Origin of the sequence: Clostridium sp. MCC328 (assembly GCF_018785465.1) — a bacterium.
GTDB classification, from domain to species: Bacteria; Bacillota; Clostridia; order Lachnospirales; family Lachnospiraceae; genus Pilosibacter; species Pilosibacter fragilis.
The window spans coordinates 1-13694 of sequence record NZ_WQPW01000108.1 but is presented as its reverse complement, the minus strand read 5'-3'; the positions used below and the strand labels follow the sequence as shown (position 1 = coordinate 13694).

The 13694-nt window shown below is 50.2% G+C and carries 19 protein-coding genes and 1 tRNA gene; 14 read left to right on the top strand and 6 right to left on the bottom strand.

Annotated elements, in window-relative coordinates; all coding sequences use genetic code 11:
- Positions 1–153 precede the first annotated feature (153 nt).
- From nifS to GPK83_RS14305, 5 genes are all read left to right on the top strand, one after another.
- A complete protein-coding gene (nifS, locus tag GPK83_RS14325) occupies positions 154–1338 on the top strand; it encodes a cysteine desulfurase NifS (RefSeq protein WP_215705094.1) in 1185 nt (394 codons plus the stop codon).
- A gap of 11 nt (positions 1339–1349) precedes the next feature.
- Positions 1350–1790, top strand: coding sequence for a Fe-S cluster assembly scaffold protein NifU (gene nifU, locus GPK83_RS14320; protein WP_015553494.1), 441 nt, complete (start codon positions 1350–1352; stop codon positions 1788–1790).
- On the top strand, positions 1790–2866 hold the full coding sequence (gene mnmA, locus GPK83_RS14315) for a tRNA 2-thiouridine(34) synthase MnmA (RefSeq protein WP_215705093.1): 1077 nt from the start codon (positions 1790–1792) through the stop codon (positions 2864–2866). Before nifU ends, mnmA begins: the two co-directional genes overlap by 1 nt.
- A complete protein-coding gene (locus GPK83_RS14310) occupies positions 2863–3936 on the top strand; it encodes an N-acetylmuramoyl-L-alanine amidase (RefSeq protein ID WP_252196376.1) in 1074 nt (357 codons plus the stop codon). Before mnmA ends, GPK83_RS14310 begins: the two co-directional genes overlap by 4 nt.
- Before the next feature lie 418 nt (positions 3937–4354).
- Positions 4355–4443, top strand: a tRNA-Ser gene (locus GPK83_RS14305).
- 46 nt (positions 4444–4489) lie between these two features.
- Here GPK83_RS14305 and GPK83_RS14300 read toward each other — a convergent pair.
- From GPK83_RS14300 to GPK83_RS14275, 6 genes are all read right to left on the bottom strand, one after another.
- Positions 4490–5650 carry a tyrosine-type recombinase/integrase gene (locus GPK83_RS14300; RefSeq protein ID WP_215705091.1) on the bottom strand — a complete coding sequence of 387 codons (1161 nt, stop codon included), beginning with the start codon at positions 5648–5650 and terminating at the stop codon, positions 4490–4492.
- Positions 5651–5772: 122 nt separating this feature from the next.
- Positions 5773–5967 (bottom strand): helix-turn-helix domain-containing protein, encoded by a 195-nt coding sequence (locus GPK83_RS14295; protein ID WP_084761729.1) that lies wholly within the window; start codon positions 5965–5967, stop codon positions 5773–5775.
- Between the two features lie 540 nt (positions 5968–6507).
- A complete protein-coding gene (locus GPK83_RS14290; RefSeq protein ID WP_119311426.1) occupies positions 6508–7005 on the bottom strand; it encodes a hypothetical protein in 498 nt (165 codons plus the stop codon).
- Between the two features lie 219 nt (positions 7006–7224).
- The gene (locus GPK83_RS14285) at positions 7225–7467 is read right to left on the bottom strand and encodes a hypothetical protein (RefSeq protein WP_117473792.1); all 243 of its coding nucleotides are present in this window, start codon (positions 7465–7467) and stop codon (positions 7225–7227) included.
- Positions 7467–8195, bottom strand: a complete 729-nt coding sequence (locus GPK83_RS14280) for an ImmA/IrrE family metallo-endopeptidase (protein WP_215705090.1) — start codon at positions 8193–8195, stop codon at positions 7467–7469. The genes GPK83_RS14285 and GPK83_RS14280 overlap by 1 nt, the downstream gene beginning before the upstream one ends.
- Complete coding sequence (locus tag GPK83_RS14275; protein WP_119311423.1) at positions 8192–8455, bottom strand: hypothetical protein; 264 nt, start codon at positions 8453–8455, stop codon at positions 8192–8194. The genes GPK83_RS14280 and GPK83_RS14275 overlap by 4 nt, the downstream gene beginning before the upstream one ends.
- Positions 8456–8658: 203 nt before the next feature.
- On the opposite strand from GPK83_RS14275, the gene GPK83_RS14270 reads away from it, so the two are divergent.
- From GPK83_RS14270 to GPK83_RS14230, 9 genes are all read left to right on the top strand, one after another.
- Positions 8659–9078: a helix-turn-helix transcriptional regulator gene (locus tag GPK83_RS14270; RefSeq protein ID WP_007592960.1), complete on the top strand. Its 420-nt coding sequence runs from the start codon at positions 8659–8661 to the stop codon at positions 9076–9078.
- Between the two features lie 59 nt (positions 9079–9137).
- Positions 9138–9650 (top strand): ImmA/IrrE family metallo-endopeptidase, encoded by a 513-nt coding sequence (locus tag GPK83_RS14265; protein WP_215705089.1) that lies wholly within the window; start codon positions 9138–9140, stop codon positions 9648–9650.
- An 11-nt stretch (positions 9651–9661) separates the two neighbouring features.
- Positions 9662–9988 carry a DUF6050 family protein gene (locus GPK83_RS14260; RefSeq protein ID WP_215705088.1) on the top strand — a complete coding sequence of 109 codons (327 nt, stop codon included), beginning with the start codon at positions 9662–9664 and terminating at the stop codon, positions 9986–9988.
- A 16-nt stretch (positions 9989–10004) separates the two neighbouring features.
- Positions 10005–10484: a flavodoxin gene (locus tag GPK83_RS14255; protein WP_050005984.1), complete on the top strand. Its 480-nt coding sequence runs from the start codon at positions 10005–10007 to the stop codon at positions 10482–10484.
- 34 nt (positions 10485–10518) lie between these two features.
- Positions 10519–10938, top strand: coding sequence for a nuclear transport factor 2 family protein (locus GPK83_RS14250; RefSeq protein ID WP_003864537.1), 420 nt, complete (start codon positions 10519–10521; stop codon positions 10936–10938).
- A gap of 116 nt (positions 10939–11054) precedes the next feature.
- Positions 11055–11192, top strand: coding sequence for a hypothetical protein (locus GPK83_RS14245; RefSeq protein WP_252196375.1), 138 nt, complete (start codon positions 11055–11057; stop codon positions 11190–11192).
- Between the two features lie 72 nt (positions 11193–11264).
- Complete coding sequence (locus GPK83_RS14240; protein WP_215705087.1) at positions 11265–12773, top strand: DNA methylase; 1509 nt, start codon at positions 11265–11267, stop codon at positions 12771–12773.
- Between the two features lie 104 nt (positions 12774–12877).
- On the top strand, positions 12878–13315 hold the full coding sequence (locus GPK83_RS14235; protein WP_215705086.1) for a radical SAM mobile pair system MarR family transcriptional regulator: 438 nt from the start codon (positions 12878–12880) through the stop codon (positions 13313–13315).
- A partial coding sequence (locus GPK83_RS14230) for a DUF5131 family protein (RefSeq protein WP_215705085.1) occupies positions 13312–13694 on the top strand: 383 nt, incomplete at its 3' end. The genes GPK83_RS14235 and GPK83_RS14230, both read left to right, overlap by 4 nt.

Below are 13694 nucleotides of genomic sequence, written 5' to 3'. Positions count from 1 at the left end.
CGGTTTCGTATATAATGTAGGATATCTGTGGCCTGTCCGCGCCTTTTTGGGAGCTGACTTTCGGGTCATGGCATAAAATAAATGGTAACAGTTCAGCCTTGCGGCGGTATAACAGCAAGACTGGATGATCAAGCTTTACAGAAAGGCGGAACAATGAAGAAAGTAATCTATCTCGACAATGCGGCTACGACAAAGGTACGTCCGGAAGTCGTGGAAGCCATGCTGCCGTTTTATACAGAATATTACGGAAACCCTTCTGCGGTATATGAGTTTTCCACACCGTGTAAGGAAGCGCTCGCAAAGGCAAGAGAGACGGTCGCAAATTCTCTCGGCGCAAAGGACAATGAGATCTACTTTACAAACGGCGGTTCCGAGTCCGACAACTGGGCTCTGATCGCGACTGCGGAGGCTTACGCGTCCAAAGGAAAACACATCATCACAACAAAGATCGAGCACCACGCGATCCTTCACACCTGTGAGTATCTCGAGAAGCGCGGCTATGAGATCACCTACCTCCCGGTAGACGAGTACGGCTCCGTTTCCATCGACGAGTTGAAGAAAGCAATCCGCCCGGATACGATCCTGATCTCTGTGATGTTCGCCAACAACGAGATCGGAACGATCCAGCCGATCAGGGAGATCGGTGAGATTGCCCATGAGAACGGGATCATCTTCCACACAGACGCGGTTCAGGCATTCTGCCATGAGCCGATCAATGTGGATGAGTACCATATCGACATGTTAAGCGCCAGTGGCCACAAGTTCCACGGACCGAAGGGAGTCGGCTTCCTCTACATCAGAAAAGGCTTAAAGCTCCGCTCCTTCATCCATGGCGGTGCCCAGGAAAGAAAACGCCGTGCCGGAACTGAGAACGTGCCGGGAATCGTCGGTCTCGGGAAAGCTGTCGAGATCGGGATGGCAGAGCTTGAGAATAATAAGAAGAAAGAGACAGAGCTCCGTGATTACCTGATCGGACGTGTCATGGACGAGATCCCGTACACACGATTAAACGGTCACCGCACGAACCGTCTCTCCAACAACGCAAACTTCGCGTTCCAGTTCATCGAGGGTGAGTCCTTACTCATCATGCTGGACATGGACGGAATCTGCGGATCCAGCGGCTCCGCATGCACATCCGGTTCCCTGGATCCGTCCCATGTGCTCTTAGCTATCGGACTTCCGCACGAGATCGCGCACGGATCCTTACGTCTTACCTTAAGCGAGGAGACAACGAAGGAAGAGATCGACCATACTGTAGACTGCCTTAAGAAGATCGTGGAGAAGCTTCGCGCAATGTCCCCACTCTATGAGGATTTCATTAAGAAGAACAGAAAGTAAGAGGAAAAATAATGTATTCAGAGAAAGTAATGGACCATTTCCAGCACCCAAGAAACATGGGAGAAATTGAGGACGCCAGCGGCGTAGGTACTGTCGGAAACGCAAAATGCGGCGATATCATGAGAATCTATCTCGATATCGATGACGAGAGTCACATCATCCGTGACTGCAAGTTCAAAACCTTCGGCTGCGGCGCTGCAGTTGCTACAAGCAGCATGGCGACAGAGATGGTAATGGGAAAGACGATCGAGGAAGCGATGGAAGTAACCAATAAGGCAGTTATGGAAGCACTTGATGGACTTCCGCCGGTAAAGGTTCACTGCTCCCTGCTTGCAGAGGAAGCGATCCATGCAGCACTCTGGGATTATGCAGAAAAGCACCATATCGAGATCAAAGGCTTACAGAAGCCGGTGTCCGATATCAGTGAGCATGAAGAGGACGAGGAATATTAATGAAGAAAAAAGTCGTGGTAGGAATGTCCGGAGGCGTGGATTCATCGGTTGCTGCCTGCCTTTTAAAGGAACAGGGATACGACGTGATCGGGGTCACCATGCAGATCTGGCAGGAAGAGGATTCCTGTACCGTTGAGGAAAACGGCGGATGCTGCGGACTCAGTGCGGTGGAGGATGCGAGACGTGTCGCGTGGACACTTGGAATTCCCTACTATGTTATGAACTTCCGGAAAGAATTCCAGAAGAATGTCATTGATTATTTTGTTGCGGAGTATCTGCACGGACGGACACCGAATCCGTGCATTGCCTGCAACCGCTATGTAAAATGGGAGGCGCTTTTGGAGCGCAGCCTGGAGATCGGTGCTGATTATATTGCGACCGGTCACTATGCCCGGATCAGCCAGCTGCCGAACGGACGTTACACGATCCGCAATTCCGTGACGGCGGCGAAGGACCAGACCTACGCGCTCTACAACCTGACCCAGTTCCAGCTTTCCAAGACGTTGATGCCCATCGGTGATTACGCGAAGGATGAGGTGCGAAAGATCGCCGAGGACCGTGGTCTCACCGTGGCAAAGAAGAAGGACAGCATGGAGATCTGCTTTGTGCCGGATAACGATTATGCCGGATTTATCGAGCGCGAGGCGTCCGATGTTCCGGGATGCGGAAACTTTGTGGACAAAAACGGCGTGATCCTCGGAAAACATAAGGGAATCACCCACTACACCGTCGGACAGAGAAAGGGCTTGAACCTTGCGATGGGACATCCGGTGTTTGTCACAGGAATCCGCCCGGAGACGAACGAGGTTGTGATCGGCGAGGGGAATGATGTGTTTTCCGATCATCTGATCTGCAGGGATGTGAACTGGATGGCGATCGACGGTCTTCATGGAGAGGAGAAAGAGGTTCTCGCGAAGATCCGCTACAGCCACAAGGGATCCCCTTGTATCATCAGGGAACTCCCGGATGGAACGGTGGAGTGCCAGTTTAAGAAACCGCAGCGTGCGATCACGCCGGGACAGGCAGTTGTATTTTATGAGGATGAATGCGTAGTCGGAGGAGGAACGATCCTATGAGCAGGATGAAAAAGGGAAACGGACTCCTCCGATTCCTTGTCTTTGCAGCCCTTTTTGCTCTGGTGCTTACCGGATGCAATGGGGCGAGGAAATATGAGGCAGTGGATCTGAGCAGTGAGACGGCGGCGGGGGCTGAAATGTCCGGGAATGGTGCAGACCTGGTGGCAGAAAGCACGGATACAGGAGCTTCCGGGTCCGGGGATGCGGACGTGCAGGTGCTCGGAGAAGCTGCCGGGGAACCGCTAAGCGCAGATCCAGAGGGTGGTGATGTGGCTTCTGAGAGTTCAGAACTGGCGGAAGCAGCTTCAGAATCAGAAGAACTGTCCTCAGAGATGTCCGAGGCAGAGAGCGTTGAGGCCGCGAGAGAGGCGGCTGCGGCGGCGTACACAGCGGCTGCGAGCGATGATGCTGAGACTGCGCCGGAGATCCCGTTTAACGGTCACACCGTTGCCATCGACGCGGGACATCAGGCAAAGGCGAACACCTCAAAAGAGCCTATCGGCCCGTCATCCACGACCATGAAGGCAAAGATGCCGGAAGGCGCGGTGGGGACATCCAGCGGAGTCCCGGAGTACGAGGTGACGCTGACAGTGGCGAAAAAGCTGGAAAAAGAGCTTATAAACCGCGGCTATCATGTCGTCATGATCCGCACGAGCCATGATGTGAATATGAGCAGCGCGGAGCGGTCTGTGGCGGCAAACAAGAGCGGAGCGGATATCCTGATCCGTCTTCATGCCGGTACTATGGATAACTCCAGCGTCTACGGCGCACTGTCCACCTGCATGACGTCCCAGAATCCTTATAACGCCAGTCTTCACGACAAGAGCTATAATCTTTCCAAGAAGATCGTTGACACCGTCTGCGGCACCACAGGCACGAAAAACCGCGGCGTCCAGGAGACGGACAGCTCCTCCGATATCAACTGGTGCGAGATTCCGGTCTGTGTGTTTGAAATGGGATTTTTAAGCAATCCGGATGAGGATACCTGGCTGCAGGATGACGGTTACCAGGGGAAAATCGCGAGCGGGATCGCCGGAGCAGTGGATGCTTATTTTGCGGAGGGGAATTAGTGGATTGATGCCTGCTGGCTTCTTGTTTTCATGTGCATGAAAACAAGAAGCATTTGGCGTTCGCCTAATATCAGTTCTCATTTAAAAATGTTTATGCAGGCAAGCTTGCAAAGCATTTTGAGATGAAAACCGACGCACGAGCAAGCTGGTGAAAATTATTTTGTAATTTCTCTATACAAATCTGAAAAAATATGTATAATAATATGTAGTCTGCCTTTTTTAAAGAGGCAGACATCCTGGAGACGTAGCGAAGCGGCCGTAACGCGGCGCACTCGAAATCGTGGTCGCTACTCGGTAGCTCCCTGTCCGGAATCCCTTGATTTTACGGGGTTTTTCGGGTATTCTTAACTTAATATTTTTGCTTGTTCTCCCCATCAGTTCTCCCCGTTTTCTGAGGTGCTGATGTTGAGATAAATACGGAGACGTATCGAAGTGGTCATAACGGGACTGACTCGAAATCAGTTGATCCGCAAGGGTCCGTGGGTTCGAATCCCACCGTCTCCGCCAGAAATCACGCCAGTAGTCGGTTTTTCCGACTGCTGGCTTTTCTTTTTCAGTTCTGTGCAAAGCCCAAGCCATTGAGCATTGCGTCAGCCGAAGTCAGCTTCGAGCTGTAATCCAGATGTGCGTAAATGTTCGCCGTAGTTGAGAAGTCGCTGTGACCAAGCCATTCCTGAATCTGCTTCATGGGAACACCATTTGCCAGAAGCAGCGAGGCGCAGCTATGTCGGAGATCGTGATACCTGATCTGTCTCATCCCTTTCGCCTTGAGCAGCTTCGGAAAACTCTCTGTGACATAGTGAGGCTTGATCAGATCGCCAATCTCATTGACACATACATACTCAAGATAGTCCTTGATGTAGCTGCGTCCGCACAAGCGGCGGTTTTCCTGTTGTTCTTCTTTCAGCGTAAGAAGTCTTTCCCGCATGAACGGAACAAGAGGCAGTGTCCTCATACTCGATTTGGTCTTTGTGGTGTCCGACGCAACCAGAACGCGCTTGCCGTCGAGATCACAGGAAGTAACCGTATGACGAATGGTGATGGTGTTCTGGTCAAAGTCGATGGCATCCCATTTCAGACCGATTGCTTCACTCCGGCGCAGACCGTAGAACGCACCGAACAGAATCGGAAACTCAAGTTTGCTTCCTTTTGCAGCCTCGAAAAGAGCGTTGACCTCATCGGCATCATAGAAACTGCCGACGTAGCGGTCTTTCTTCGGACGCTCAACCTTATCCGCCGGGTTTACATCAATCAGGTCAATCTTCACGGCATACTTGAGTGCCTTGTGAATGTTGGCGTGATAATGAATGACCGAGGACGGGCTGACACGCTCAAGCTCACTCAGGTAAAACTCCTGAATGTCTTTTGCGGTCAGGTTCTTGAGCGTCACTTCCTTTTCGCGGAAGTACGGTGCTACAATCTTTTTAACCGTAGTCGAGTATGAAGCGAATGTCGGGACTGCAACCGAGCTTTTGATGATGTCGAGCCACTTTTCCATATAGTCCGCGAACAGAATGTCTCCGTTCATGACCTTCGGCTCTTCGGGATTGAAATTGCGTCGTGCGTCCATCAGGATTGCTTCGGCGCGTTTTTTGTTTCCCTTCACAGTAAGCCCGGTGGAAATCCACTTGGTCTTTCTTTTTCCGAGAGAATCGGTGTAGTTCAACACGGCGTAGTAATATCCGCTTTTTTCGCGGAGATGTCCTGCTACCATAATTATCCTCCTTCTTTGTAGCAGAGACACCTACCTGATACCGTGCTTCTATTATACCAGAACCGGGTTCGAATTGGAGGACCTCTGCCGAACATTTTTTGTAAACAAATTGAGTCCAAGCATTACGCCGTGACTGCTTCTCCGCAACCGATGCAGAGAAACGTGAAAAGATGAGCCTTCGGAATACGATAGGCTCTGCCGACTTTGAGACAACAGATTTTGCCTTCCCGCAGGATGCGGTAGCCGGTCTTTGTGCTGATGCTGAGTATTTCGCACATCTGCTCAATGCTCATCACATCGGGATAGTCTTTCAGCATGAGCTTGTAGGCATCGCGCTGAGAAATGGTTGATGCGGTATTCACCCGTCTCACCTCCACAAGATTTGTTTTTGCCTTATCAGCAAAAGGATAGGCAGCAGTCCTTTTTGAGTAGACTGCTGCCCATAGTTTTTGATGATAAAGCCCTTTCGGGCGTTTTCATGTTGTTTATCCTTCCGGCATATTTGCAGCTCGCGCCCCTGCCGAATAGGGAATGCTGCGGACTACCAATGGTCAATCGGTATCATGGGACTCTCACCCCTCCGAGGATCGCTCCGAGCCGCCCCTTCAAAGAAAAGACGGAAGTATCATTATACCCGGCATCTGCATCGTCGCAAGCAGCCGCACCACACGGCTGTTATAGCTCTCCGGAGGTCGCTCACTCCCTTGCGGGAGGTCCTGGCGTCGGAAGCTGTGTTGCTTCGCAGAAGCGGAAAGATCCGCAGCACTGAACTATTCAGTTTTCAAGGAGCAGTGAAGAGTGATTTGCCTCTCTTCACCATCCCACGGACAAAAAAGCAGCTAATGTAAGGTATATCATCAAAATTTTTTGAAAAAGTATTTTGCTTTCTTCATGATTAGTGTCGCAGCATTGTAAACACTTTGCCGCTGCATATTGTTGGCAGCAGCATAATCAATTTTTGACTGTCCACCGATGATGCAATTCAGGTAGATGTCAAGTTGCCTCGGCGTAAGCGTTGCACGAAACTCCTTTTCTGACATCCAGAACATAACGCTTTCCTCCATGCTGGAAGAATCAATCAACCAGTATGGTTCTAAATCCTCACAACCCTCATAGCTGACATAGCTTAAGGACAGCACACTTGCCCGTTCTTCGGCTGTTTTGCCTTCAGTTCCGGAAATGGGAACTCCTTGCTTTGAGCGGCGCAGTCTTTTTTCCTCTGCGCGGAGGATTCGCATGACCTTACGGTCAACCTCCGTCACTTCGCCGGTGATTTTCACGCGCACCATGCACTTTCCGTCCTCCGTAGTCCAGAGGTCGTAGTCGAACTCGATAGGGGTCTTAGGTGTTTTCATTGTTCATCCTTTCCGCTGCGCGGGAGCAGCGGGAAGGGTGAAGACAGAAAAAGAGCCGCATGACGGTGAGGTTTGAATCCCATGCCGATAAAACAGAGTAATTACACTCTGTCTCATGCGGCATTAGGATGACTTCACCTATCAGGCGGCTCCACAGCTCAGCTATGACATATATTTTATTTTAGAACAGAGGCTTGTCCTCTGGTTCTTACTCGGTACTTACTTGGTACGCGGTCGCAGTCTTCTCATGTTCAGCACATCAAAGACGGTGATCCGCCCGCATTTCTTGCACTTGGATTCTACATGACCTCTCGTGTCCTCGTAGACAGCAATGGCATTATGCTGACAATACGGACATTTCAGGTATCGAGGCTTCTGCTGGGAAATGGCAACTCTTGCCCTGTGGATTTTTTCGATCAGCTCCGGCGTCGGTTCCTGAACCCGAATGGATGCTCTCTTCATTACCACACCTCCAATGGATCAACATACTCACTGAATGGACGATCTACCATGTAGCCGAGCTGACGAAGGCGGATAGACGCTGTTGTCTTGGAGACACCGAACAACCGGCAGAAAAGGCGCAGCGTTAAGTGATCACCATACGAATACCTCCCCTCGTAATTGATCAGCGGCGTTTCTGCAAACCGACGCATTGCCAGGTCAACCTCTTTTTGAGGAAGCAGGATCGCCGCGCCCAAGACATTTGCTTGCCACTCGTTCCAGTCCTCGCGGGTTTTCAGCTCTCGCGGCGTATAGGCTGTCCGTGCGGAGTATTTCATTTCGCAGGATGTCTTTACCTCTTCCGATTCCAGTTGGAAGAGAATCTGATGAGCGCACTCGTGGGCAAGGGTAAATCTACGCTTGGCACAGAGCCGCTGCACATTGCCGGATCGAATGAAGCTCTCATCCAAGATAATCTGATTACGCTTCAAAGCCAGTGTGCGCGTAATACCAAGCTCCGTGATCTTGTACTCGGTGTCGGCATAGGCAGTGACACCGCAGATGCTTCCGTCCGGCGAGAGACGGGCGAATGATACGCGAAGACCGAGATAATTCTTTGCAAACTGATCAATGGGTGTTGGCAAAGCTGATCGGTCGGGCTTGTCAGCCTCATCCCCGAAAAAGAACCGGTTGAAGTCCTTCGTTGTTGAGGCTGCAATTTCTTCAAGTTGGCGCTGGGATAAAATCATGAGCAGTTGTCCTCCTTTGCTTCGACAAACCACTTATTACCTTCATGAAAGAGAAACGACTCCTTTCCTCTGATCATGACCGTGTAACGGATGCCGCCACCCCCAACCTTGTTGGAGCTGGCGCGGCATTTGTACTTGAGCTGTTCGATCTGAAAAACCCTTCCGTCCTTCCATCGGATCAGCATCGGGATGATTGTTCCCTCTTCATCGACATCCAGATTGACTCTGACGTAGGCTTTTCTGCATTGTAAATTGTTCATAAGCGTCCTCCGTTCCTAAAAAAGTTGCCTGTTTCCGACACGAATTTCGCCAAGAATGTTGACACACGCTCTGTTCGTGTGGTATCATGTTCACGAACGAGATGTTCGTGTAGGCACAGTATAGCACGAACACGATGTTCACGTCAATGGAATTAACGAAAGTTCTGTTCGTGTTCGCAGAAAATTTTAGAAAGAGGTGCCTTATGGGATTCAAAGACAGGCTGAGAGAAAAGAGAGTGGAAGCAAACCTGACACAAGCCGCTCTTGCAGAAAAAGTCTCTGTTACTGCGAGGACAATTCAAAATTACGAGCTGGGCAGTCGAAAGCCAACAAAATATGAAGTTGTGAAGAAAATCGCTGAGGCTCTGAATACAACGCCGGAATATCTTCTCGGCAACAGCGGAATGCTCGTCCTTGCCGCACAGGAACAGGGCGGCGCAAAGGCAGCACGGGAAATTGACGAGCTGGTGAGCGAGGTTTCCGGTATGTTTGCAGGAGGCAGTCTCAGTGAAGACGCGCTGGACGGTGCGATGCAGGCTCTCACCAGAGCCTACTGGATTGCAAAAGAAAAGAACAAGAAATACACGCCGAAAAAGTACCGGAAAGAACAGACGGAAGAGTAAGTCCGGTTTTTGGTACAGGCTGTTTGATATAATGGTTATCCCCGAAGGGAGGTGGCGCGATGAACGCCGAACAACTATCAAAAGTCGGCAGCGATCTCGTCCAACGCTGTGGCACAAGAGATCCTTTCCAGATTGCAAACGCGCTGGGTATCAATGTCATGGACGATTGCGAAAATCTCGGATCACTCAAGGGTATGTACTGCATCGTCAAAAGAAACCGCTTCATCTTTCTCAACAAGGATTTGAGTCCTCAAATGAAGCGGATTGTCTGCGCCCATGAGATCGGTCACGACCGGCTGCACCGTGCGCTTGCAAAAAAACATGGCTTGCAGGAGTTTGTGCTGTATGATATGGCAACGAAGCCGGAGTACGAGGCAAACATCGTTGCAGCAGAGATCCTTCTTGATTCCGATGAAATCCTCGAATACATCTACGACTACGGGTACACCTCGGAGCAGATTGCGCGGGCAATGCACACAGACATCAACTTGGTTGCTTTGAAAATCGCGCATCTGGCAGAAACCGGGCATAAACTTCGTCGGATGGAGTACCGCAGCAGCTTTTTGAAATGAAGGAGGTCAGTATGACGAAAAGCGATGTCATGAAAGAGTTCCTAAAGAAGACCGTCATTCCGGTTGTGGTTGCGCTGTTTTTGTTTTCGATGTTCAGCCGTATTTTCGTCGAAAACGGAGCGCCCGATTATTTCCTGATCTGGCTTGCTTGCGGAGTGCCTTTTGGCATTGGGAAGATGTTCACGCTGATTCCGATTGGCTTTGGCATTTCCGGGACAGTAGGTGTTGTCGCACTCAACCTTGTCCTTGGCGGTCTGATCGGCGGCGTAATTCTGATCTGGAAGCTGGCAGTTGCCCTCTGGTATCTGCCCCTGACCATATACAGACTTGTGACTTGAGAAAAGAGGAAAAAACATGAGCAAGAAACTTGTAGCATATTTTTCTGCGTCCGGCGTGACCGCGAAGGTTGCCGAGACGCTGGCGGAGGCAATCGGCGCGGACATCTTTGAGATTGAGCCGAAGGTGCCTTACACGGAAGCTGATCTGAACTGGATGGACAAGAAAGCCCGTAGCACGATTGAGATGAGCGATCCTGCCTCCCGTCCTGAGATTGCCGTCAAGCGGGACAACATGAAGGACTACGATACCATCTTTGTGGGCTTCCCGATCTGGTGGTATGTCGCGCCGACGATTATCAATACGTTCCTTGAGAGCTATGATTTGACCGGCAAGACGATCATCCCGTTTGCAACCTCCGGAGGAAGCGACATTGGCAAGACGAACGAACGCCTTGCGCCGAGCTGCAAAGGCGCAAAGCTGATGGACGGCAAGGTTTTCAAGGGTAGCGTCGGGCATCAGGAGCTTGCGGCGTGGGTTGAAGGACTTGGACTTTAAGGGGCAGACAACTCGGAATTTGTGGAGGTACTTTATGAACGAGAGAGAAAAAATTATCCGATTATGGTTTGATATGTGGATTAAGAAAGCAGATTTAGGAATTGACAATATTTTTACAGATGATGTTGTATATACTGAGAGTTGGAGTCCTAAATATGAAAACCGCAAAACGGTAAAGCACTGGTTTGACGAATGGAATACACGCGGAAGTGTTCTTGTCTGGGAGATTAAGCAATTTTTTCATCAAGGCAATCAAACAATCGTGGAGTGGTATTTTAAAAGCAAAATGAATAATGGAAATGTTGAAGAATTTGACGGAATATCTTTAATTGTATGGACACAGGATAACAAAATAAAATCATTAAAAGAGTTTGGTTGCAATCTTCATAATTACAATCCATATCGAGATAGTGATATTCCCGTATTTCGAGAAGAAAAAGCAAATTGGTTTTGAGAGGACTATAAATTCCAGTTTAACGAACAGGAGATGATGATCGCATGAAAATCCTACATGAACTTTCTTGGCTATGGGAAACGCTGGGCATTGCGCTTGTTGCTGCGGCTGTCTGCATGGCTTGCGCTGCGCTGATTGGCAAGGCAGCGAAGAAGAAGCTCGACAAAAAGGTGTTGGCGGTCGTAGGGGCAGCGGCATTTGTGGGCGCGATTCTGGCGGTCATTCTGATCGCCCGGACACCGATGCCGCTTTGATAGGACGGAGAACTTGATTGGCAGCGCATAAGCTCCTGCTTTTATACATTGCGGGAAGGAGGACAGCCGAAAATGAAAGACAAAACCTATATCGCAATCGACCTGAAATCTTTCTACGCCTCCGTGGAGTGCCGGGAGCGCGGCTTAGATCCTCTGGACACAAATCTCGTTGTCGCGGATGAGAGCCGGACGGACAAGACCATCTGCCTTGCCGTTACACCCTCTCTCAAGAGCTACGGTATCTCCGGACGCGGACGGCTGTTTGAAGTCAAGCAGCGCGTGAAGGAAGCGAATGCCGGACGGCTGCACGACGCACCGGGACGCAGACTGGACGGCACATCGCACTTCTTCTCAGAGCTGCAAGCAGACCCGTCTCTGGCGATTGACTTCATCATTGCGCCGCCTCGGATGGCGTACTACATGGAGTACAGCACCCGCATCTATCAGGTTTATCTCAAGTATATTGCCCCGGAAGATATTGTGGTCTACTCCATCGACGAGGTGTTCATGGACGTGACGGACTACCTGAATACTTACAAGCTCTCGGCACATGACCTCGCCATGAAGATCATCCTCGATGTGCTTGAAACAACCGGCATCACAGCAACCGCAGGAATTGGCACGAATCTTTTCCTCTGCAAAGTGGCAATGGACATTGTGGCGAAGCACATCCCCGCCGACAAGAACGGCGTCCGAATAGCTGAACTGGATGAGATGAAATTCCGGCGCGAGCTTTGGACGCATCAGCCGCTCACGGATTTCTGGCGCGTAGGTCGAGGCATTGCCAAGAAACTTGAGCAGAACGGGATGTTCACCATGGGCGATGTTGCCCTCTGTTCTGAACGGAACGAAGACCTACTCTATAAACTCTTCGGCAAGAACGCAGAATTGCTCATCGACCATGCGTGGGGCTGGGAGCCGACCACCATTGAGGCAATCAAGGCATACCGTCCCAGCTCCAACAGCATCAGCTCCGGTCAGGTATTGCACTGTCCCTATGAGCCGCAGAAAGCGAAGTTGGTTGTGCGGGAAATGACGGACTTGCTTGTGCTGGATTTGGTGGACAAGGGGCTTGTCACCGACCAGATGGTTCTCACAGTTGGCTACGATATTGAGAACCTGACCGATCCGGCACGACGGGCAAAGTATCACGGCGCGATTGAGAAAGACCCCTACGGACGGGAGATTCCCAAACAGGCACACGGCTCTACTAATCTCGACGGTCACACATCATCTACGCGCAAAATAATGTGTGCTGTGTCAGAACTCTTTGACCGGATCGTGGACAAGAATCTGCTTGTCCGCCGTATGTATGTTGTGGCAAATCATGTCCTGCCGGAAGCGGACGCGCCGAAGAAAAATGACGGTGCTGTCCAGCTTGACCTCTTCACCGACTATGCCGCAGAAGAGGAAAAACAGAAAGCCGAAGACGCCGCATTGGAGCGTGAGAGGAAAATACAAGCCGCCACGCTTGCGATCAAAAAGAAGTATGGAAAGAACGCCATCCTCAAGGCGATGAATCTTGAAGAAGGCGCAACCGCGAAAGACCGTAATGCGCAGATCGGCGGGCATAAGGCATAGAGGATCAAACTAATCGGAATTTTCCTTTATTCAGACATACAAACTGTTGACAATAAAGCTCCTATATAGTATGATTTTATAAACTACTATATAGGAGCTTTTGCATGAAAACAAATGGAGGATTTCTTGTCACCAAAATAAAACAGCTTGGTGACCGGATTTTTGAGAAGATTCTCAGCGAAAAAAATATCGATGCGTTTAATGGAGCCCAGGGGCGCATTCTTTATGTGCTGTGGCAGGAGGATGGAATCTCGATCAGATCACTCTCGACTAAATGCGGATTAGCGATAACTTCTCTTACGACGATGCTGGAAAGAATGGAAAATCAAGGACTGATAAGCCGTGTTCAGTCTGAAACGGACAAAAGGAAAACCCTCCTGTTTCTGACCGAGAAAGCACATACCTTAAAGGGCGAGTACGATTCTGTATCTGATGAGATGGACAGCATTTACTACAAGGGTTTTTCAGAGGAAGAAATTACCCGGTTTGAGGAATGCCTCGACCGCATCAGAAAGAATCTTGAGGAGTGGCAGAAGTCATGAGTATTTGTATCAAAGATCAGATTCAGAACATGAATCTCGTCATCGGCTGCACAGTGGGGTGTGCATATTGCTATGCCCGCAACAATGTGAAACGCTGGCATATGATCGATGACTTCGCTGATCCTGAGTTCTTTCCGGGTAAGCTCAAGATGATGGAAAAGAAACGTCCACAAAACTTTCTTCTTACCGGCATGAGCGATCTCTCCGGATGGAAGCCGGAATGGAGAGACGAGGTATTTGCAAAGATCCGTGAAAATCCACAGCATCAGTTCCTGTTCCTTACCAAGCGCCCCGATCTGCTGGATTTTGATACCGATCTGGAAAACGCATGGTTTGGCGTTACGGTGACGAGGAAAGCCGAACTGTGGCGTATCGACGC

Excerpts from the sequence above, each read along its gene's own strand:
- GPK83_RS14275 (WP_119311423.1), bottom strand. The coding sequence starts at position 8,455 with ATGAACAATTTACAATGCAGAAAAGCCTACGTCAGAGTCAATCTGGAT.
- GPK83_RS14255 (WP_050005984.1), top strand. The coding sequence starts at position 10,005 with ATGAGCAAGAAACTTGTAGCATATTTTTCTGCGTCCGGCGTGACCGCG.
- GPK83_RS14260 (WP_215705088.1), top strand. The coding sequence starts at position 9,662 with ATGACGAAAAGCGATGTCATGAAAGAGTTCCTAAAGAAGACCGTCATT.
- mnmA (WP_215705093.1), top strand. The coding sequence starts at position 1,790 with ATGAAGAAAAAAGTCGTGGTAGGAATGTCCGGAGGCGTGGATTCATCG.
- GPK83_RS14285 (WP_117473792.1), bottom strand. The coding sequence starts at position 7,467 with ATGAAGAGAGCATCCATTCGGGTTCAGGAACCGACGCCGGAGCTGATC.
- GPK83_RS14235 (WP_215705086.1), top strand. The coding sequence starts at position 12,878 with ATGAAAACAAATGGAGGATTTCTTGTCACCAAAATAAAACAGCTTGGT.
- GPK83_RS14295 (WP_084761729.1), bottom strand. The coding sequence starts at position 5,967 with ATGCTGAAAGACTATCCCGATGTGATGAGCATTGAGCAGATGTGCGAA.
- nifS (WP_215705094.1), top strand. The coding sequence starts at position 154 with ATGAAGAAAGTAATCTATCTCGACAATGCGGCTACGACAAAGGTACGT.
- GPK83_RS14290 (WP_119311426.1), bottom strand. The coding sequence starts at position 7,005 with ATGAAAACACCTAAGACCCCTATCGAGTTCGACTACGACCTCTGGACT.
- GPK83_RS14265 (WP_215705089.1), top strand. The coding sequence starts at position 9,138 with ATGAACGCCGAACAACTATCAAAAGTCGGCAGCGATCTCGTCCAACGC.
- GPK83_RS14270 (WP_007592960.1), top strand. The coding sequence starts at position 8,659 with ATGGGATTCAAAGACAGGCTGAGAGAAAAGAGAGTGGAAGCAAACCTG.
- GPK83_RS14300 (WP_215705091.1), bottom strand. The coding sequence starts at position 5,650 with ATGGTAGCAGGACATCTCCGCGAAAAAAGCGGATATTACTACGCCGTG.
- GPK83_RS14240 (WP_215705087.1), top strand. The coding sequence starts at position 11,265 with ATGAAAGACAAAACCTATATCGCAATCGACCTGAAATCTTTCTACGCC.
- nifU (WP_015553494.1), top strand. The coding sequence starts at position 1,350 with ATGTATTCAGAGAAAGTAATGGACCATTTCCAGCACCCAAGAAACATG.
- GPK83_RS14310 (WP_252196376.1), top strand. The coding sequence starts at position 2,863 with ATGAGCAGGATGAAAAAGGGAAACGGACTCCTCCGATTCCTTGTCTTT.
- GPK83_RS14280 (WP_215705090.1), bottom strand. The coding sequence starts at position 8,195 with ATGATTTTATCCCAGCGCCAACTTGAAGAAATTGCAGCCTCAACAACG.
- GPK83_RS14245 (WP_252196375.1), top strand. The coding sequence starts at position 11,055 with ATGGCTTGCGCTGCGCTGATTGGCAAGGCAGCGAAGAAGAAGCTCGAC.
- GPK83_RS14250 (WP_003864537.1), top strand. The coding sequence starts at position 10,519 with ATGAACGAGAGAGAAAAAATTATCCGATTATGGTTTGATATGTGGATT.